Below are 19397 nucleotides of genomic sequence, written 5' to 3' on the forward strand. Positions count from 1 at the left end.
GCAGCTGTTCAGGCCGCCGTTAACTCTCTTCAGACAGAGCCTCTTACTCAGGCGCGGCGCCGCAGTAACCGCAGCGCGTTGGCGGTAACCAGCGCGGTCGCACCGGAATCTGCCAGCACCGCCAGCCAGAGTCCGGTCAGACCCAGCAGGGTGGTGACCAGGAAAATCGCCTTCAGCCCCAGTGCAATGCCGATATTCTGGCGAATGATGCGCCGTGTCCGGCGTGCCAGCGCAATCATCGGGGCCAGATTGCTGAGCTGATTCCGCGTCAGGGCCGCATCAGCCGCTTCCAGCGCAACATCGGTGCCGCTACCCATCGCAATGCCCAGCGTCGCCGCTTTCATCGCCGGGGCGTCGTTAATGCCATCTCCGACCATCGCCAGCGGCTGCTGCTGACTCAGTTCACGGATGGCCGCGACTTTATCGGCGGGCAGCAGGCTGGCGCGATAATCAATATCGAGCTGGCGGGCAAGGGTGGCTGCCGCGCGCGAGTTATCGCCGGTCAGCATCAGGCTCTCAATACCCAGCTTTTTCAGCGCCTTTAACGCCTCCACGGCATCGTCGCGCAGCTGATCGCGCAGGGCCAGCGCACCCAGCGCCTCGCCATCGCGCACCACCACCACAAGGGTTTCACCTTCGGCTTCCTGTTGCGCAATCTGCGCGCTTTGCTGCGGCGTCAGACCGGGCGTATGGCCGGGCGTCAGCAGCTGAATCTGCTGGCCTGAGACCCGCGCACTGATGCCGCGTCCCGCCTGTACCTGCTGATCTTGCGCGTCAGGAATGATCAGGTTACGTGCCTGCGCAGCTGCCACGATAGTGCTGGCCAGCGGATGGGTCGCACCCTGTTCCGCCGCAGCGCTTAACGCCAGCATCTCTGACTCGCTGGCTTCGCTAAACCGCAGGATCTGCGTCAGCTGGGGCTTGCCCAGCGTCAGCGTGCCGGTTTTATCAAACGCCATCCTGCGTAGCGAACTCAGACGTTCCAGCGCTGCACCCCCCTTAATCAGTGCACCCTGACGCGCCGCCGCCGCCAGTCCGGAAGTAATGGCAGCGGGCACAGAGATCACCAGTGCACAGGGGCAGCCAATCAGCAGCAGGGTCAGCCCTTTGTAGATCCACGGCTGCCAGTCAGCTGCGAAAAGCAGGGGCGGCACGACCATCACCAGCAGCGACAGCAGCATGACCAGCGGCGTGTAAATGCGGCTGAACTGATCGATAAAGCGTTCAACCGGCGCACGGTGCGTTTCCGCTTCTTCAATCAGCTGCAGGATACGGTCAATCGCGCTTTCCCCCGGCTTCGACATCACTTCCAGCGTCACCAGCCGGTCGACGCTGGTGGCCCCGGCCAGGATTTGTTCACCGCTGGCGCGGGTGACGGGCAATGACTCACCCGTCAGCGCGCTCTCATCGAAACTGGCGAGCGGGCTGATTAAACGGCCGTCGACTGGCAAGCGGCTGCCCGCCGCGACCTCAATCACATCACCCGGTTGCAGCGTCGCCAGCGGCACCTCACTGCGTTTGCCCCGTTCCAGGCGAATCGCTGATTCAGGCCGCAACGCCATCAGGCTGGTGACGCCGCTGCGTACCCTGGACGCGGCATAGCTTTCCAGCTGTTCGCCCAGCAGAAACAGCACCAGCACCATGGCGGCTTCAGCATGCGCGCCAATAATCAGCGCGCCTGCCGACGCCAGCGTCATTAATGTCTCAATGGTAAAAGGCGATCCGCTTCGCAGACGCTGCCAGGCACCGCGCGCGACCGGGACCAGGCCGACCAGGGTGGTCAGCACAAACAGCCGATCGCCCCAGACGGGTGCGAACTGGCTGAGTACGCTGCTGGCGAGTACCAGCAGCGCCAGTAAAATCAATATCCGGTTCTGCTGCCAGCGCGAGCTTGCGGACGGCGTCTCCGAAGGTGTAACAAGCTGGAAACCGGCTTTTTTTACGGCCTGTTCAACGGCGCTTTTTACATCGTCGTCAGCCTTAACCACCAGCTTCTCGCTGCTGAACAGTACGCGGGCGTCGGTTACGCCGTTTATCTGGCGCACGGCGGTTTCAATGGTGCGGGCGCAGCCCGGACAGTCCATCCCGCTGACCTGCCAGCTAAAGGGCCAGGCGCCTCGCCGGTCGCTTTCCTCAGCAGCGTCGGCCTCATTGCCAGGGCTGCTGTTGCCGTCACAGCAGCAGCCTGCCGTATCCGCGGTCACGGGCGTAGCAGCATGAATAGAAAGGGAAAGTGGACGGGCCTGACGAACCTGGCACAGCGGTTTTGCTGCGGCGTGGCTGGCACGCGGTTTGCCGCAGCTACAGGCGTGATGTTGATGCATATGACCTCCGGAGTGTAAGCGTCGCGGGATGAGCAACGTTGCTCATCCCTTATCCTACACTCTGGAGTGAACTCCAGAGTCAAGACTCATTTCTCAGACGACCCACAGTGAACGCACGATCATAAAGTGACCGGCAAAGTAGCAGGCGGCCACAATCGCGCTGTCAGCGCTAAAGCGACGACGATAGTGCGAGATAAACCAGACCGCGTTGGCCAGCAGCAGCAGACCAGCACCGACCATGATCGAGAAGCTGTAATCGGTCGGGCGGAAGAAGTACTGCTCGGTCGCTATCCAGGTCATCACTACCGTCATGCCAATAAAGGTGCAGACAGGCCAGCGCAGATCCTCCAGTCGGCTCCAGATGATGCCAATCAGGGCAGCACCGATGATGAGCAGCGTCAGCGGAATCGGCCAGAAGAAGGTCATTGTCATACTGGCGGCGAAGCAGAGCGTATAGAGCAGGTGCGACAGGAAAAACGCCCCGACGGCGTAGAGCATCTGCTGACGCGGCAGCAGTGTTAACGCATCACCGACCAGCGTCGCAACCAGACCGGCCAGAATCAGATAGTCCGTGGTTTGCAGCACCGGGGCCTGCCAGGCGAGCCCGACCAGCAGCAGCAGCGTGACGGGCTTAAACAGCCAGCGCTGCCATTGTGGGCCGCGATAGGTGGCATCGACATAGAGCCAGCCGGAGAAAAGTACAGCGAGGAAAGACCAGAGCATTGTTTCTCCCTTTTTTACTCAAAATGGTGAAAGATCCCAAAATATCACTTCCAGTTTAGGTTAAGCCTCTGAGATGTGACAATCAGGCAACTCTGGTTGTATGCTTTGCCGCCTGATTTAACAGGCATGAGAGCGCTATGAGCAAACCACCCTTAATCTTTATTATCGTTCTGGCGATTATTGCCGTGCTGGCGAGTCGTCAGTTCATTAAGCAACGGCGTGAGGCTGCGGTGAATGATGCCTCCCCCACGCGTGCTCTGCAGGCTGAGGTCAAAACGAAGCGTGAATTCCCTTCTCCCAATCGTCGTTCACGGCAGCGTGAAGTCATCGCCGGGGAAGAGATGCGGTATGAGGTGCTTTTTCATCCGCTGAACGGTGACAGCGACATCAAAGTGCAGCTTAGAGAAGGTGAATATCATCAACTGGATAAAGGCGCAAGAGGTGAGCTGAAGATGCAGGGCACGCGCTTTATCAGCTTCACGCCCGTGCAGTAAGGCGGGCATTGCGCCCGCCCGACACTACTTTTTGCGTGGGAAGTTTTTCTTCTGCCAGGCGACCAGTTCAAACACGCCAAACAGAAACACTTTCGCCTGGGTGACGCGGTCAATCGGCGGTGCATCTTTGGTCTGCGTCGTGCGCAGTAATACCAGTTGCAGACCATGCATCAGGATCATGAAGATCAGTGCAACGTTGATAAAATAAGTCAGTGGCTTCGGGTAGGGGTGGACCAGATTGGCCAGTAAAAATCCCCACACGCATAGCATCAACAGACGCCCCAAATTAAGTAACATCCTGCGTCTCCTGTTGACGTTGATACAAACGATAAGCCACTTGTCCGGCTATTTTCTCGCGATAAAGATCCCACTCTGGCGGCACCGGTGGTGCGCCATTTTCCACTTCACTTTCGACGTAAATCAGCGCCTGATCGGCCAGCCAGTTATTCTGCTCCAGCAGCTGTAGCGTCTGCTCAAGCAATCCCTGACGAAACGGCGGATCGATAAACACCACATCAAAGGGTGTACCCGCCTGTGCCAGCCAGCTTAGCGCATTGGTCTGAACCACGGTGCCACTCGTCGCGCGCAGCGTCTGCAGATTTTTTGTTAACTGCTGTGCCACGTGACGTTCCAGCTCCAGCAGCGTCGCCGATCCCGCGTAACGCGACAGCGCTTCCAGTCCTAATGCGCCGCTACCGGCAAAGCAATCAAGGCAGCGCGCCTCTGGCAGCACCGGGGCCAGCCAGTTAAACAGCGTCTCGCGAACCCGATCGGTCGTGGGGCGCAGTCCGGCGCTGTCCGGCACCGGCAATTTGCGCCCGCGCCACTGACCGCCAATGATGCGAATCTGTCCGGCACCGCCTGTACTGCGGGGGTTTTTATTCATCTTGCTCACAACTCGTCATAATTTGTTGCGTAGTTTAACGGGCGAATCGGTGAGAAGAAACGTTAAAAAAGGGTGCTGTGGTGAGCTGGCTGGAAAGTGTTAGACTACCGAGTTGCTGAAGTCATGCATTATTCTGCGGTTTACGCCGGTCTGGCGCTGACCAATTTCATTGATTTACCCCTGGAAACCACGCGCGACCGGGACAAAGCCATCGAGGAGTGTCGTCACACAATGGCAAAAGAGAAAAAACGTGGCTTTTTTTCCTGGCTGGGATTTGGCAAAGAGGAAGAGAAACAACCTGCAGCGGAGGAGCAGACACCAGAGGTCGCTCAGCCCGAACAGCAGCAGACAGAACAGGAAGCCCCGGCATTAAGCCAGGCTGAAGCGCAAGCGGAAGAGACTGTCGTCATCACCGAAACGGTGGCCGGACAGCAGCGTGAGGCGGAAGTCACTGCAGCAGCGCTGCATGAATCAGCACCTGCGGTGCTGGATGAGGCTGAGCCGATTGAGGCCGACCCTGAAGCGCTACTGGAGGTTGCCGCGCCTGAACATGACGCGACGCCGGTTATCGACGCCGATGACGTGGTCACGCCGATCGCTGACGCGGAACCCGCTGACGCGGAACCCGCTGACGCGCCGTTAAGCGAAGAGGAGCTGACGGCACTGGCGCTCGGCGACGCAGAAATCGTTGACATTCCGCACAGCGAAACCGACGCACCGTTAAGCGAAGAAGAGCTGACGGCGCTGGCGCTGGGCGATGCAGAAATCGTCGAACCCCCGCACAGCGAAGCACCGTTAAACAACGAAGTGTTCATGCCACAGGTGCAGGATGACGCAGCGATCGCTGAAATTCAGGACAGCGAAGCAGACGCGCCGCTGACTGAGGAAGAGCTGACTGCACTGGCACTGGGTGACGCCGACATCACTGACCAGGAACCGACTGAGTCGTTATCCGATACCGTCAGCGATCTGCCGCTGGCCGCCGCGCCGCTCATCGTGCAGGAGCAGGAGCGTCCCAGCAAAGAGGGCTTCTTCTCCCGCCTGAAGCGCAGCCTGGTCAAAACCCGTCAGAACCTCGGTTCCGGTTTTGTCAGCCTGTTCCGTGGCAAAAAGATTGATGATGACCTGTTTGACGAGCTGGAAGAGCAGTTGCTGATTGCGGATGTGGGCGTGGATACCACGCGCCGCATCATCACCAACCTGACGCAGCAGGCAAACCGCAAGCAGTTGCGTGACGCGGAAGCGCTCTACGGCCTGCTGAAAGCAGAGATGGCCTCGATTCTGGCGAAAGTGGATGCGCCACTGGACGTTTCAGGCAAAACGCCGTTTGTCATCCTGATGGTGGGCGTCAATGGCGTGGGTAAAACCACCACCATCGGTAAGCTGGCGCGCCAGTATCAGGCCGAGGGCAAGTCCGTGATGTTAGCGGCCGGTGATACCTTCCGCGCCGCGGCGGTTGAGCAGCTGCAGGTATGGGGCCAGCGTAATAACATTCCGGTCATTGCGCAGCATACCGGCGCAGATTCCGCTTCGGTGATCTTCGATGCCATTCAGGCAGCGAAATCACGCGGCGTTGACGTGCTGATTGCCGATACGGCGGGTCGTCTGCAGAACAAATCGCACCTGATGGAAGAGCTGAAAAAAATCACCCGCGTGATGAAAAAGCTGGATGATTCCGCGCCTCACGAAGTGATGCTGACGCTGGATGCCAGCACCGGACAGAATGCGGTCAGCCAGGCCCGACTGTTTAATGAAGCCGTTGGCCTGACCGGGATTGCGCTCACCAAGCTGGATGGCACCGCCAAAGGCGGTGTGATCTTCTCGGTGGCCGATCAGTTCGGTATTCCGATTCGCTACATCGGCGTCGGTGAAGGCATTGAAGATTTACGGCCGTTTAAGGCGGAAGATTTTATTGAGGCACTGTTTGCCCGAGAGGACTAATTAGAATGATTCGCTTTGAAGAGGTCAGTAAGGCATATCTCGGCGGACGTCAGGCGCTGCAGGGGGTGGATTTCCATCTGCGTCCCGGCGAAATGGCGTTTCTGACCGGCCACTCTGGTGCCGGTAAAAGTACCTTGCTGAAGCTGATTTGTGGCATCGAGCGCCCGAGTGCCGGAAAAATCTGGTTCAGCGGCCATGACATCTCCCGCCTGCGTAACAGTGAGGTGCCTTTCCTGCGTCGTCAGATTGGCATGATTTTCCAGGATCACCACCTGCTGATGGATCGGTCGGTTTATGACAATGTGGCGATCCCGCTGATTATCTCCGGTGCCAGCGGCGAGGATATCCGTCGTCGCGTCTCGGCGGCGCTGGATAAAGTGGGCCTGCTCGACAAAGCGAAAAGTTATCCGATTCAGCTTTCGGGTGGTGAACAGCAGCGTGTGGGCATCGCCCGTGCGGTGGTGAACAAGCCGGCCGTGCTGCTGGCCGATGAACCGACCGGTAACCTGGACGACGCGCTGTCAGAAGACATTCTGCGCCTGTTCGAAGAGTTTAACCGCGTCGGCGTCACCGTCCTGATGGCGACGCATGACAGCGGCCTGATCGCCCGACGCAACTACCGGATGATGACGCTGAATCAGGGACGTCTGCACGGAGGCCACGATGGTCAATAAACGCATTAAACGTCCGGCTGCACCAAAAGCGAAGCAGCCGCCGAAGTCGAAGAGTAAAGCGCTGAAGGGCGGCTGGCAGGAGCAGTGGCGTTATGCGCTGCGCGGCACACTTTCGGACATGTGGCGTCAGCCGCTGGCGACGCTACTGACGGTGATGGTCATCGCCATTTCTCTGACGCTGCCCAGCGTCTGCTACATGGTGTGGAAAAATGTCAGTCAGGCAGCCACACAGTGGTATCCGGCGCCGCAGTTGACCGTTTATCTCTCCAAAACGCTGGATGATACGGCGGCAGAAAATGTGGTGGCACAGCTTAAGGAGGTCGAAGGCGTGGATAACGTCAACTACCTGACGCGGGAAGAGGCGCTGAACGAGTTCCGTAACTGGTCAGGCTTTGGTGGCGCAATGGATATGCTGGAGCAGAATCCGCTGCCTGCGGTGGCCATCATCACGCCTAAGCTCAACTTCCAGAACTCAGACACCATGCAGAGCCTGCGCGATCGGGTGAGCAAAGTGCAGGGCGTGGATGAAGTACGAATGGATGACAGCTGGTTTGCGCGACTGGCGGCGCTGACCGGGCTGGTGGGGCAAATCGCCTCAATGATTGGCGTGCTGATGATTGTGGCGGTGTTCCTGGTCATCGGTAACAGCGTCCGTCTTAGCATCTTTGCCCGGCGCGACACCATTAACGTGCAAAAGCTGATTGGTGCCACTGACGGCTTTATCCTGCGTCCGTTCCTCTACGGCGGAGCGCTGCTGGGCTTCAGTGGGGCAGTGCTGTCGCTGCTGCTGTCAGAAGTGCTGGTGCTGCGTCTGCAGTCGGTCGTCGCCAGTGTGGCAACCGTATTTGGTACCACCTTCTCGCTGGAAGGTTTCTCCTGGGATGAAGCGCTGCTGCTGCTGCTGATTGCAGCCATCATCGGCTGGGTCGCAGCCTGGCTGGCGACGGTACAACATTTACGTCGATTTACGCCGCAGTAAACGCCTGCAACATTTTTTTGTTATAATGGTCCTCTGCTACCGATGGTGGGTGCAGAGGATTTTCCCCTCTTCCCTTCCTGTCATCTGTGTGTAAAATATTCACTGCTATAGTTGAACTTGTGGATAACTTTATCACTCTAAGTAGCACAGATTGCTTTCGGATCTCGCGCGACGTTGACGTAATGTATCGTCCGCGCAGGGAAATGTGCGGCAATTCCACTGAATTTGTGAGGGTTTGAATGACCAAAGAAATGCAAACTTTAGCTATTGCTCCTCTTGGCAACCTGGAGTCTTACGTCCGGGCGGCGAATACCTGGCCGATGCTCTCGGCAGAAGAGGAAAAAGCGCTGGCTGAACGGCTGCATTACCAGGGCGATCTGGAAGCAGCTAAGACGCTGATCCTGTCACACCTACGCTTTGTAGTTCATATCGCTCGTAATTACTCCGGCTACGGTCTGCCTCAGGCTGACCTGGTCCAGGAAGGTAACATCGGCCTGATGAAAGCGGTGCGTCGCTTCAACCCTGAAGTGGGCGTGCGTCTGGTTTCGTTCGCCGTGCACTGGATTAAAGCGGAGATTCACGAATACGTGCTGCGTAACTGGCGTATCGTGAAAGTCGCGACCACCAAAGCACAGCGTAAGCTGTTCTTTAACCTGCGTAAAACCAAGCAGCGTCTGGGCTGGTTCAATCAGGACGAAGTCGAGATGGTTGCGCGCGAGCTGGGCGTAAGCAGCAAAGACGTGCGCGAAATGGAATCGCGTATGGCGGCGCAGGATATGACCTTTGATATGTCTGCCGACGACGAGAGCAGCGAAGGCCGTTCAATGGCACCGGTGCTGTATCTGCAGGATAAAACCTCTGACTTTGCCGACGGCATCGAAGAGGACAACTGGGATGCGCACGCGGCTGATAAGCTGAGCTATGCGATGGAAGGTCTGGATGAGCGCAGTCAGCACATCATTCGCGCCCGCTGGCTGGACGAAGACAATAAAACCACGCTGCAGGAGCTGGCCGATCAGTACGGCGTATCCGCCGAACGCGTCCGGCAGCTGGAAAAAAACGCCATGAAGAAACTGCGTATGGCGATTGAAGCGTAACGCACTTCAATATCTCAAGGGGCGACAGATGATGTCGCCCTTTTTGTTTTCTGCGTCTGGCTAGTCTGCCGCCCGTATCCAGCCGTCACTCTGCGCCCTGAAGCCACACGCCTGCATAAACGCCGCGCGTACCTGCTGATCATCACTGCCATCATCGGCAATCCACCAGTCCGCGATTGAACCATTCTGCCTGATCGTCTCCTCCAGCAAATACTGTCCTACCCCGCGTCGCCGGGTGATATCGCGCACCGCCAGCCGGTGAACCTTGCCGTGGATGCCGGAGATTTCCAGCTGCAAACCCGCCAGCAGGCGGTCGTTAAAACGCGCTGCATAAAGACGATGAGATTCACTTAAACCCTGTTCCAGTTTTTCCATCTCCAGATCCGGCCAGACTTTGCCAAGATCGATGCGGTCCTGCGGCGTCAGCGCGGTCAGGCGCTGGATAGTGAGCTTCATAACAAAAACCTCTAAAAAAGGGAAAAGTGTAGCGAAAGTATACAACCGGAGGGCCACCACATTTTCATCAATAAAACAGGTCAAAAGATGGCCTGGATGCCAGGATAACAGGAGTAAACTTGGATAGCTGGCGATCAATCCAGCATAACGCGCTGGCAAAGTGGTCATAAACCGGCCGTTGCATCCAGTGTATTATGCTGTTTAACCCGGTCAATTCTGAATGTGTCAGTTGATTTACAGAAGAAACTTCCTGTTTAATAACCTGAAAAATAAAGCCTTATTACTAATAAATGTCAGAAAAGTACGCTAACTCATTCATCATTAATCAGTTTTCGACTTTATCTGGCAACGCAAGCACTCACAACATACACGACAAAACAAATGGGGTAGTCAGGATGAAAATGAAAGGTCGCGCATTACTGGCGGGATGTGTAGCACTGGCGATGAGCCATGCGGCGCTGGCTGAAGATATCAAAGTGGCCATTGTCGGCGCAATGTCGGGTCCGGTGGCACAGTACGGCGACATGCAGTTCGCCGGTGCAACGCAGGCAATTGAAGATATCAATGCTAAAGGCGGCGTTAACGGCAACAAGCTGGTGGCGGTGAAATATGACGATGCCTGTGACCCGAAACAGGCGGTTGCGGTCGCGAACAAGGTGATTAACGACGGCATCCGCTACGTCATCGGCCACCTCTGCTCGTCCTCCACCCAGCCGGCGTCTGACATCTATGAAGATGAAGGCGTGCTGATGATCACCCCGGCCGCGACCGCACCAGACCTGACTTCCCGTGGCTATAAACTGATTATGCGCACCACCGGCCTCGACTCCGATCAGGGCCCGACCGCTGCGAAATATGTCATGACTGAGCTGAAACCGCAGCGTATCGCTGTGGTTCACGACAAACAGCAGTATGGCGAAGGCCTGGCGCGCTCCGTGCAGGAGAGCCTGAAAAAGCAGGGCGCTAATATCGTCATGTTTGAAGGGATCACCGCAGGCGATAAAGATTTCTCTACGCTGGTAGCCCGCTTCAAGAAAGAGAACGTCGACTTCGTCTATTTCGGCGGTTACTACCCGGAAATGGGGCAGATCGTGCGTCAGGCGCGCGCTGCGGGTCTGAAAACTCAGTTTATGGGACCAGAAGGCGTGGGTAACGCCTCGCTGTCGAACATCGCCGGTGCAGCCTCTGAAGGCATGCTGGTGACCCTGCCGAAACGCTACGACCAGGTTGAAACCAACAAACCGATCGTGGACGCACTGAAAGCGAAGAAACTGGATCCGACCGGCCCGTTCGTCTGGACCACCTATGCAGCACTGCAGTCTCTGGCAACCGGCATGGAGCGCAGCAAGAGCGCTGAGCCGGACGCTATCGTGAAAAACCTCAAGGAAGGCGCTGCAGTCCCAACCGTGATGGGCAACCTGAACTGGGATGAGAAGGGCGATCTTAAGGGCTTTGAATTTGGCGTCTTCAAATGGCATGCCGATGGCACCTCGACCGCTGTGAAGTAAATCAGGCTGTTTTGTGGTGAGCGGGAAGCCGGATAACCGGTTTCCCCTGACCAGCGACACGAACGCCTGGTGCTCGTCTGCCAGGCGTTTTTTGTACCCCGATCGTCTGCGATCGGTTAAGTAAGGGTCAAGGTATGTCCGAGCAGTTCCTCTATTTTATTCAGCAGATGTTTAATGGTGTGACCCTGGGAAGCACCTACGCGCTGATCGCCATCGGTTACACCATGGTTTACGGCATTATCGGCATGATTAACTTCGCCCACGGCGAGGTTTACATGATCGGTAGCTATGTCTCCTTTATCGTGATTGCCGCCCTGATGATGATGGGCATCGACACCACCTGGCTGATGATTGCAGCTGGCTTTGTGATGGCAGTCATTATCTCCAGCGCTTACGGCTGGAGCATTGAGCGCGTCGCTTACCGGCCTGTGCGTTCATCCAAGCGCCTGATTGCGCTGATCTCTGCCATCGGGATGTCGATATTCCTGCAAAACTACGTCAGCCTGACCCAGGGTTCACGCGACCTGGCGCTGCCGAGCCTGATCACCGGACAGTGGACGGTGGGCGAGAGCAACGGTTTTGCCGCGACCATCTCTACCATGCAGATTGTCATCTGGGTGGTGACTTTCCTGGCAATGCTGGCGCTGACCACCTTTATTCGTTACTCCCGCATGGGCCGCGCCTGTCGCGCCTGCGCAGAAGACCTGAAAATGGCCAGCCTGCTGGGGATTAACACCGACCGCGTGATCTCACTGACTTTTGTAATCGGTGCCGCGATGGCCGCCGTAGCAGGCGTATTGCTGGGCCAGTTCTACGGTTCAATTAATCCCTTCATCGGCTTTATGGCGGGCATGAAAGCCTTTACCGCCGCGGTGCTGGGCGGAATTGGCAGTATTCCGGGCGCAATGATTGGCGGCCTGGTACTGGGCATCGCTGAAGCGCTGACTTCTGCGTATCTCAGCACGGAATATAAAGATGTAGTTTCGTTTGCCCTGCTGATTGTGGTGCTGCTGGTGATGCCGACCGGCATTCTGGGTCGTCCGGAGGTCGAAAAAGTATGAAGACCTCCTTTATCAACGCTCTGATCTCCTCCCTGATGCTGCTGGTGCTTGCCACCTTCTTTATGGGGCTGCGCCTGAATCTGGACGGCACAAATCTGGTGGTGCAGAACGCTGGTAGCGTGCGCTGGAACTGGATCGCCGCAGGCTGTGCGGTGGTGTTTCTGTTCCAGCTGCTGCGTCCGATCTGGCAACGCGGACTGAAGAAAGTGTCTGGTCCGGCACTGATGTTGCCCGGTCTGGATGGCTCGACGCCGAAGCAGAAGCTGGTGATGGCGGTGCTGATTATCGCGGCGGTTGCCTGGCCTTTCCTGGTGTCACGCGGCACTGTCGATATCGCTACCATGACGCTGATCTACGTGATGCTCGGCCTGGGCCTGAACGTGGTGGTCGGACTCTCTGGCCTGCTGGTGCTGGGTTATGGCGGCTTCTATGCCATCGGCGCTTATACCTTTGCGCTGCTGAACCACTATTACGGTCTTGGTTTCTGGCAGTGTCTGCCGCTCTCCGGCATGGTCGCCGCGCTGTTTGGTCTGCTGCTGGGCTTCCCGGTGCTGCGACTGCGCGGCGATTATCTGGCAATTGTAACGCTGGGCTTCGGTGAAATCGTGCGTATTCTGCTGCTGAACAATACTGCTCTGACCGGCGGGCCGAACGGCATCAGCCAGATCCCGAAACCAACGCTGTTTGGTCTGGAGTTTGGCCGTACGCCGCGTGAAGGCGGCTGGGATACTTTTCACAACTTCTTTGGGCTGAAATATGACCCCAGCGACCGCATCATCTTCCTCTATCTGGTGGCGCTGCTGCTGGTGGTACTGACGCTGTTTGTGATCAACCGGCTACTGCGGATGCCGCTGGGCCGGGCCTGGGAAGCGCTGCGCGAGGATGAGATTGCCTGCCGTTCGCTGGGCCTGAGTCCGACCCGCATCAAGCTGACTGCCTTTACCATCAGTGCCGCATTTGCCGGCTTTGCCGGCAGTCTGTTCGCAGCGCGTCAGGGCTTTGTCAGCCCGGAATCTTTTACCTTTGTCGAGTCCGCCTTTGTGCTGGCGATTGTGGTACTGGGCGGGATGGGCTCGCAGTTTGCGGTGATTCTGGCTGCCATTCTGCTGGTGGTGTCACGCGAGCTGATGCGCGATCTTAATGAATACAGCATGCTGGTGCTGGGCGGCCTGATGGTGCTGATGATGATCTGGCGTCCACAGGGATTATTACCGATGAAGCGTCCGCATCTGAAGCTCAGAGCCGCTAAAAAAGGAGAGCAGGCATGATTCAGCCTTTATTAGCCGTTGAAGGCCTGATGATGCGCTTCGGCGGTCTGCTAGCCGTAAACAATGTGGCGCTGGAGCTGCGTCCGCAGGAGATCGTTTCACTGATTGGTCCCAACGGTGCCGGTAAAACCACCGTGTTCAACTGCCTGACCGGCTTTTATAAGCCTACCGGCGGCACGATCACATTGCGTGAGCAGCATCTGGAAGGGCTACCGGGCCAGAAGATTGCGCGGATGGGCATTGTGCGCACTTTCCAGCACGTGCGCCTGTTCCGTGAGATGACGGTGATTGAGAATCTGCTGGTCGCTCAGCATCAGCATCTGAAAAGCGGCGTGTTTTCCGGCCTGCTGAAAACCCCGGCGTTTCGCCGCAGTGAGAGCGAGGCGCTGGATCGTGCGGCGACCTGGCTGGAGCGGGTGGGTCTGCTGGATCTGGCAAACCGTCAGGCGGGCAATCTGGCCTATGGTCAGCAGCGCCGGCTGGAGATTGCGCGCTGCATGGTGACGCGCCCGGAGATTCTGATGCTGGATGAACCGGCGGCGGGCCTTAACCCCAAAGAGACCCACGAGCTGGATGCGCTGATTGCGGAACTGCGTGGCGAACACAAGGTGTCGGTGCTGCTGATTGAACATGATATGAAGCTGGTAATGGGCATTTCTGACCGTATTTATGTGGTTAATCAGGGAACGCCGCTGGCTAACGGAACGCCGGAAGAGATTCGAAATAATCCGGATGTCATTCGTGCCTATTTAGGAGAGGCCTGAGATGGCAAATGCGATGTTAACCATTGAGAACGTCAGTGCTCACTACGGCAAAATTCAGGCGCTGCACAACGTCAGCCTCTATATCAATCAGGGCGAAATTGTCACCCTGATTGGCGCTAACGGAGCCGGAAAAACCACGCTGCTGGGGACGCTGTGCGGCGAGCCGCGCGCGACCCAGGGCACCATTACCTTTGATGGCAAAGCCATTACCGACTGGCAAACGGCGCGCATCATGCGCGAAGCGATCGCCATCGTGCCAGAGGGACGACGGGTGTTTTCGCGCATGACGGTGGAAGAGAACCTGGCGATGGGCGGCTTTTTTGCCAGCCGCCCGGAGTATCTGACGCGGATTAAGCGCGTTTATGAACTCTTTCCGCGGCTGGAGGAGCGTAAAATCCAGCGTGCCGGAACGATGTCAGGTGGCGAACAGCAGATGCTGGCGATTGGCCGCGCGCTGATGAGCCAGCCGCGCCTGCTGCTGCTGGATGAGCCGTCGCTGGGACTGGCACCGATCATTATTCAGCAGATCTTCGACACCATTGAGCAACTGCGCAGCGAAGGGATGACGATTTTCCTGGTGGAGCAGAATGCGAATCAGGCGTTGAAGCTGGCGGATCGGGGCTATGTGCTGGAGAACGGGCATGTGGTGCTCGAAGATACCGGTGCAGCGCTCCTTTCCAACGAAGCCGTCCGCAGCGCTTACTTAGGTGCCTGATGGGGCACGGCCTGGCTTGCCAGGCCGTGACTGTCGGTTCAGAACAGAACCGTCGCTGGCAGTGGACACGTTACCCCCTATAATTAGCCAGCCTGTGTAGCCAGAGTCGATTTTGTTGCAACAGCGGCGTAACCTCTAAGATACAAATTCAAAAACTGACGCATCGCACATTATGATTGTTCGTCCCCATCAGCACTGGTTCCGCCGTCTTTTTGACTGGCACGGTTCGGTGCTTTCAAAAATTCTGTTTCGCCTGTTGCTTAACCTGCTGGCGTCTGTCCTTGCTGTTCTGAGTTACCAGCAATATGAATCGCTGGGCATCCATCTCACTACCGCGCCGTTCAGCTTGTTAGGTGTGGCCATTGCAATCTTCCTGGGTTTTCGCAATAACGCCGGTTATGAGCGCTTTACTGAAGCGCGCGCGCTTTGGGGTTCGTTGCTCATTACGCAGCGTTCTCTGTTACGCCAGGTAAAAAGCTGTTTATTGTCAGACGAACCTGCAGCACGGGAATTTGCTGCTTTAATGACAGCCTTCAGCTGGTGTCTGAAACATCAGCTACGCCAGACTGATGCGCGTTGCGATATAGAGCGTCTGCTGCCAGCGCGCTGGCGCGAACAGGTTATGCATCATCCTGTGCAGGCCAGTCAGATACTGCTGTGTATGGGGATCTGGCTGGGAGAACAGCGTGAAAAAGGCGTAATTTCAGATATCGTCTGGCACAGCATTGATAAAAATCTGCATCAGCTCTCATGCGTACTGGGCGGCTGCGAGCGTATTTCGTCAACACCCATTCCCTTTGCTTACAGTCTGATGCTGCACCGTACCGTGTATCTGTTCTGTACCCTGCTGCCGTTCGCGTTAGTCAAAGATCTGCACTACATGACGCCGCTGGTGTCCGTGTTTATCTCTTACACCTTTTTATCACTGGAATCGCTGGCTGAAGAGCTGGAAGATCCTTTTGGCACGGCTGCTAACCATCTGCCGCTGAATGCTATCTGCGTGGTGATTGAGCGTAATCTCAAAGCCATGAACAGTGACTTTCCGCTACCCGCTTTACTGCAGCCGGACAAGCATTTCAATCTAACCTGATGGCGTGCTGGCCGCTACGGGGCGCCGCTTTTTGCTTATCGCCGATCCTGAGCTATCGGGCAGGGAAACACAGGGCGCAGGGATTACGGGATGAGGGAATGACGTCTTTCCGGACGGACCCTGTTCTCTGCGCAGGTTGCTCTTACCGCGACGCGTTCAGACCGGGTCAGGACATTCAGCCGCCGCGTCGCCTTTTACGCGCTGATGGTCATCCCGCTGTCATTTTTCTGTTATTAATCCGTCATTTCCCCGTGTCATGTTACTTCGCGAACCAGAAATCTGTGATTTCACGCGTATTTACCTGCACAGGAAAATTCTATGTCCGTCGTTACCTTTCGTCGTAGCCTGATGAGCGTGCTGCTCGGTCTGACGCTCAGCAGCCATGCCATTGCCGCCACTGAGATCCCCTTCTGGCACTCAATGGAAGGCGAGTTAGGCAAAGAAGTGGATTCGCTGGCACAGCGTTTTAACGAGACGCATCCCGATTACAAAATTGTTCCGACCTACAAAGGTAATTACGAGCAGAGTCTGGCGTCAGGGATTGCGGCCGTGCGCAGCGGCAAAGCACCCGCGGTGCTGCAGGTCTATGAAGTCGGTACGGCGACCATGATGGCCTCTAAGGCGATTGTTCCGGTGCATCAGGTTTTCAAAGATGCCGGCATCCCCTTTGATGAAAAGCAGTTCGTACCGACGGTGGCGGGCTACTACAGCGACAGTAAAGGTCAGCTGATCTCTCAGCCGTTCAACAGCTCGACGCCGGTGCTCTACTACAACAAGGACGCCTTCAAAAAAGCGGGTCTGAATCCGGATCAGCCACCGAAAACCTGGCAGGAGCTGGCGACCGATGCCGCGGCACTGCGCAAAGCAGGCATGAGCTGTGGCTACGCCAGCGGCTGGCAGGGCTGGATCCAGATCGAAAACTTCAGTGCCTGGCATGCATTGCCAGTTGCGACGGAGAACAACGGATTTGACGGCCTCGACGCGGTGCTGGAGTTCAACAAGCCGGTGCAGGTTCGTCATATCGACCTGCTGGAAGCGATGAATAAGAAAGGGGACTTTACCTACTTTGGCCGCAAAGATGAGTCCACCGCCAAGTTCTATAACGGCGACTGCGGCATCACTACCGCCTCATCCGGTTCGCTGGCCGATATCCGTCACTACGCCAGATTCAACTTCGGCGTTGGCATGATGCCGTATGACGACACCGTGCCGACTGCACCGCAGAACGCCCTGATTGGCGGTGCCAGCCTGTGGGTGATGAAAGGCAAAGATGCGGCAACCTACAAAGGCGTGGCTGAGTTCATGCAGTTCCTCGCTAAACCGGAAATCGCCGCGGAATGGCATCAGAAAACCGGCTATCTGCCAATTACCACCGCCGCCTACGAGCTGACGAAACAGCAGGGCTTCTACGACAAAAATCCGGGTGCAGATATCGCGACCCGCCAGATGATGAACAAGCCGCCATTGCCGTTCACCAAAGGAATGCGTCTGGGCAACATGCCGCAGATTCGTACCGTGATCGACGAGGAGCTGGAAAGTGTCTGGACGGGCAAGCAGTCGCCGCAAAGCGCACTGGATAACGCAGTGAAACGCGGCAATGAGCTGCTGCGCCGCTTCCAGCAGCAAATGAAGTAATCTCCTCTGGCCAGCCCAGGCTGGCCCCTCTTTTCTGACGTCAGGTACGCCATGTCTTCATCCCGTCCGGTTTTTCGCACCAGCCTGTTGCCCTATCTGCTGGTGCTGCCGCAACTGCTGATTACCGCCATCTTCTTTCTCTGGCCTGCCGGTGAAGCGCTGTGGTACTCGCTGCAAAGTCTCGATCCCTTTGGCATCTCCAGCAGCTTTGTCGGGCTGGAAAACTTCAGACGCCTGTTTGCCGATCCCTACTATCTGGATTCGTTCTGGACTACGATAAAATTCAGCGGCATGGTCACGGTGTTCGGCATGGTGTTTTCGCTGCTGCTGGCGGCGCTGGTGGATTATGTGGTGCGACTGCGCCGCCTCTATCAGACCCTGCTGCTGCTGCCCTACGCCGTGGCGCCCGTGGTGGCCGCGGTGCTCTGGATGTTTCTGTTTAACCCCGGTCTGGGCCTGTTCAGCTATCTGCTGAACCACATCGGCTACAACTGGAACTACGCGCAGAACAGCGATCAGGCGATGTTCCTGATTGTGCTGGCGTCGATCTGGCAGCAGATGAGCTATAACTTCCTGTTCTTCTTCGCCGCACTGCAATCAATCCCTAAATCGCTGGTGGAAGCCGCCGCCATCGACGGTGCCGGGCCGGTGCGTCGCTTCTTCAATCTCTCACTGCCGCTGATCACGCCGGTCAGCTTCTTTCTGCTGGTGGTGAACCTGATCTACGCCTTCTTCGATACCTTCCCGGTGATCGATGCCGCAACCGGCGGCGGACCAGTGCAGGCGACGACCACACTGATCTACAAAATCTATCGCGAAGGCTTTACCGGTCTGGATCTCTCCTCGTCCGCGGCGCAGTCGGTGGTGCTGATGCTGATGGTCATCGGGCTGACGGTGCTCCAGTTCCGCTTTGTTGAACGTAAGGTGCAATATCAATGATTGAGAATCGACGCGGGCTGGATCTCTTCAGCCACATCGTGCTGGTGCTGGGCGTGCTCACCATCCTGTTTCCGCTCTATGTCGCTTTTGTGGCGGCGACGCTGGATAACGAGGCGGTCTATCAGGTGCCGATGACGCTGGTGCCCGGTACGCACCTGTGGGAGAACATCTCGCGTATCTGGGCGCAAGGCGTCAACGGCAGCGGACCGGCGTTTGGCCTGATGCTGCTCAACAGCATGATTATGGCGCTGGGCATCACCTTCGGCAAAATCACCGTGTCGATGCTGTCGGCGTTTGCGCTGGTCTGGTTTCGCTTTCCGCTGCGCACGCTCTTTTTCTGGCTGATCTTCATCACGCTGATGCTGCCGGTTGAGGTGCGTATCTTCCCCACGGTTCAGGTGATTGCCGACCTTAATCTGCTCGACAGCTACAGCGGCTTAACCTTGCCGCTGATGGCCTCAGCGACCGCCACTTTTCTGTTTCGTCAGTTCTTTATGTCACTGCCGGATGAGCTGGTGGAAGCGGCGCGCATCGACGGTGCCGGTGCGATGCGCTTCTTTATCGACATTGTTCTGCCGCTGTCGAAAACCAATCTGGCGGCGCTGTTCGTGATCACCTTTATCTACGGCTGGAACCAGTATCTCTGGCCGCTACTGATCATCAATGATGCCAGCCTCGGCACCGCGGTGGCAGGGATCAAAAGCATGATCTCCTCCAGCGGATCGCCAACCCAGTGGAACGAAGTGATGGCGGCAATGTTATTAACCCTGATTCCACCGCTGGCGGTGGTGTTAGTCATGCAGCGTGCCTTTGTGCGCGGTCTGGTTGAGAGCGAGAAATAAG

At 57.0% G+C, this 19397-nt stretch carries 19 protein-coding genes; 14 read left to right on the forward strand and 5 right to left on the reverse strand.

The features are described 5' to 3' along the window. Window positions 1-47: 47 nt before the first annotated feature. Both QSK07_RS18320 and QSK07_RS18325 read right to left on the reverse strand, forming a co-directional pair. Complete coding sequence (locus QSK07_RS18320) at window positions 48-2324, reverse strand: zinc/cadmium/mercury/lead-transporting ATPase (RefSeq protein WP_285722151.1); 2277 nt, start codon at window positions 2322-2324, stop codon at window positions 48-50. A 93-nt stretch (window positions 2325-2417) separates the two neighbouring features. Beyond that, the gene (locus tag QSK07_RS18325; RefSeq protein WP_013359353.1) at window positions 2418-3047 is read right to left on the reverse strand and encodes a lysoplasmalogenase; all 630 of its coding nucleotides are present in this window, start codon (window positions 3045-3047) and stop codon (window positions 2418-2420) included. A gap of 137 nt (window positions 3048-3184) precedes the next feature. Here QSK07_RS18325 and QSK07_RS18330 point away from each other — a divergent pair, with 137 nt between their 5' ends. After that, entirely contained in the window at window positions 3185-3541 is a 357-nt protein-coding gene (locus QSK07_RS18330) for a DUF2500 domain-containing protein (RefSeq protein ID WP_285722154.1), read from the forward strand. A gap of 24 nt (window positions 3542-3565) precedes the next feature. Here the strand turns inward: QSK07_RS18330 and QSK07_RS18335 are convergent, their stop codons facing one another. Then, a complete protein-coding gene (locus tag QSK07_RS18335; RefSeq protein WP_003852192.1) occupies window positions 3566-3838 on the reverse strand; it encodes a DUF1145 family protein in 273 nt (90 codons plus the stop codon). Continuing rightward, entirely contained in the window at window positions 3828-4427 is a 600-nt protein-coding gene (rsmD, locus tag QSK07_RS18340) for a 16S rRNA (guanine(966)-N(2))-methyltransferase (RefSeq protein ID WP_285722157.1), read from the reverse strand. The genes QSK07_RS18335 and rsmD overlap by 11 nt, the downstream gene beginning before the upstream one ends. 231 nt (window positions 4428-4658) lie before the next feature. Between rsmD and ftsY the strand changes: the two genes are divergently transcribed. From ftsY to rpoH, 4 genes are all read left to right on the forward strand, one after another. After that, entirely contained in the window at window positions 4659-6368 is a 1710-nt protein-coding gene (ftsY, locus tag QSK07_RS18345; RefSeq protein ID WP_275222349.1) for a signal recognition particle-docking protein FtsY, read from the forward strand. Between the two features lie 5 nt (window positions 6369-6373). Further along, on the forward strand, window positions 6374-7042 hold the full coding sequence (gene ftsE, locus QSK07_RS18350) for a cell division ATP-binding protein FtsE (RefSeq protein ID WP_013359348.1): 669 nt from the start codon (window positions 6374-6376) through the stop codon (window positions 7040-7042). After that, window positions 7032-8021 (forward strand): permease-like cell division protein FtsX, encoded by a 990-nt coding sequence (gene ftsX / locus QSK07_RS18355; RefSeq protein ID WP_098052140.1) that lies wholly within the window; start codon window positions 7032-7034, stop codon window positions 8019-8021. Before ftsE ends, ftsX begins: the two co-directional genes overlap by 11 nt. A gap of 239 nt (window positions 8022-8260) precedes the next feature. Further along, complete coding sequence (gene rpoH, locus QSK07_RS18360) at window positions 8261-9118, forward strand: RNA polymerase sigma factor RpoH (protein WP_003852201.1); 858 nt, start codon at window positions 8261-8263, stop codon at window positions 9116-9118. Window positions 9119-9178: 60 nt separating this feature from the next. Here rpoH and panM read toward each other — a convergent pair whose 3' ends face one another. Then, window positions 9179-9574: an aspartate 1-decarboxylase autocleavage activator PanM gene (panM, locus tag QSK07_RS18365; protein ID WP_285722161.1), complete on the reverse strand. Its 396-nt coding sequence runs from the start codon at window positions 9572-9574 to the stop codon at window positions 9179-9181. Window positions 9575-9969: 395 nt separating this feature from the next. Here panM and QSK07_RS18370 point away from each other — a divergent pair, with 395 nt between their 5' ends. From QSK07_RS18370 to ugpE, 9 genes are all read left to right on the forward strand, one after another. After that, window positions 9970-11082 (forward strand): branched-chain amino acid ABC transporter substrate-binding protein, encoded by a 1113-nt coding sequence (locus QSK07_RS18370; RefSeq protein WP_013359345.1) that lies wholly within the window; start codon window positions 9970-9972, stop codon window positions 11080-11082. Window positions 11083-11216: 134 nt separating this feature from the next. Then, on the forward strand, window positions 11217-12143 hold the full coding sequence (gene livH, locus QSK07_RS18375; RefSeq protein WP_009087789.1) for a high-affinity branched-chain amino acid ABC transporter permease LivH: 927 nt from the start codon (window positions 11217-11219) through the stop codon (window positions 12141-12143). Continuing rightward, window positions 12140-13411: a high-affinity branched-chain amino acid ABC transporter permease LivM gene (locus QSK07_RS18380; protein WP_098052141.1), complete on the forward strand. Its 1272-nt coding sequence runs from the start codon at window positions 12140-12142 to the stop codon at window positions 13409-13411. The genes livH and QSK07_RS18380 overlap by 4 nt, the downstream gene beginning before the upstream one ends. Then, a complete protein-coding gene (gene livG / locus QSK07_RS18385; RefSeq protein ID WP_010253302.1) occupies window positions 13408-14175 on the forward strand; it encodes a high-affinity branched-chain amino acid ABC transporter ATP-binding protein LivG in 768 nt (255 codons plus the stop codon). The genes QSK07_RS18380 and livG overlap by 4 nt, the downstream gene beginning before the upstream one ends. A 1-nt stretch (window position 14176) precedes the next feature. Further along, window positions 14177-14890, forward strand: coding sequence for a high-affinity branched-chain amino acid ABC transporter ATP-binding protein LivF (livF, locus tag QSK07_RS18390; protein ID WP_098052142.1), 714 nt, complete (start codon window positions 14177-14179; stop codon window positions 14888-14890). A gap of 172 nt (window positions 14891-15062) precedes the next feature. After that, window positions 15063-15980: a bestrophin family protein gene (locus QSK07_RS18395; RefSeq protein ID WP_285722165.1), complete on the forward strand. Its 918-nt coding sequence runs from the start codon at window positions 15063-15065 to the stop codon at window positions 15978-15980. Window positions 15981-16298: 318 nt separating this feature from the next. Then, the gene (gene ugpB, locus QSK07_RS18400) at window positions 16299-17615 is read left to right on the forward strand and encodes a sn-glycerol-3-phosphate ABC transporter substrate-binding protein UgpB (RefSeq protein ID WP_285722167.1); all 1317 of its coding nucleotides are present in this window, start codon (window positions 16299-16301) and stop codon (window positions 17613-17615) included. Window positions 17616-17666: 51 nt separating this feature from the next. Then, window positions 17667-18554 carry a sn-glycerol-3-phosphate ABC transporter permease UgpA gene (gene ugpA, locus QSK07_RS18405; RefSeq protein WP_285722169.1) on the forward strand — a complete coding sequence of 296 codons (888 nt, stop codon included), beginning with the start codon at window positions 17667-17669 and terminating at the stop codon, window positions 18552-18554. Further along, window positions 18551-19396 (forward strand): sn-glycerol-3-phosphate ABC transporter permease UgpE, encoded by an 846-nt coding sequence (gene ugpE / locus QSK07_RS18410; protein WP_285722170.1) that lies wholly within the window; start codon window positions 18551-18553, stop codon window positions 19394-19396. Before ugpA ends, ugpE begins: the two co-directional genes overlap by 4 nt. The last annotated feature ends 1 nt before the right edge of the window (window position 19397 follow it).

The sequence above is a fragment of the Pantoea sp. QMID4 genome, assembly GCF_030270445.1.
Classification (GTDB): Bacteria; Pseudomonadota; Gammaproteobacteria; order Enterobacterales; family Enterobacteriaceae; genus Pantoea; species Pantoea vagans.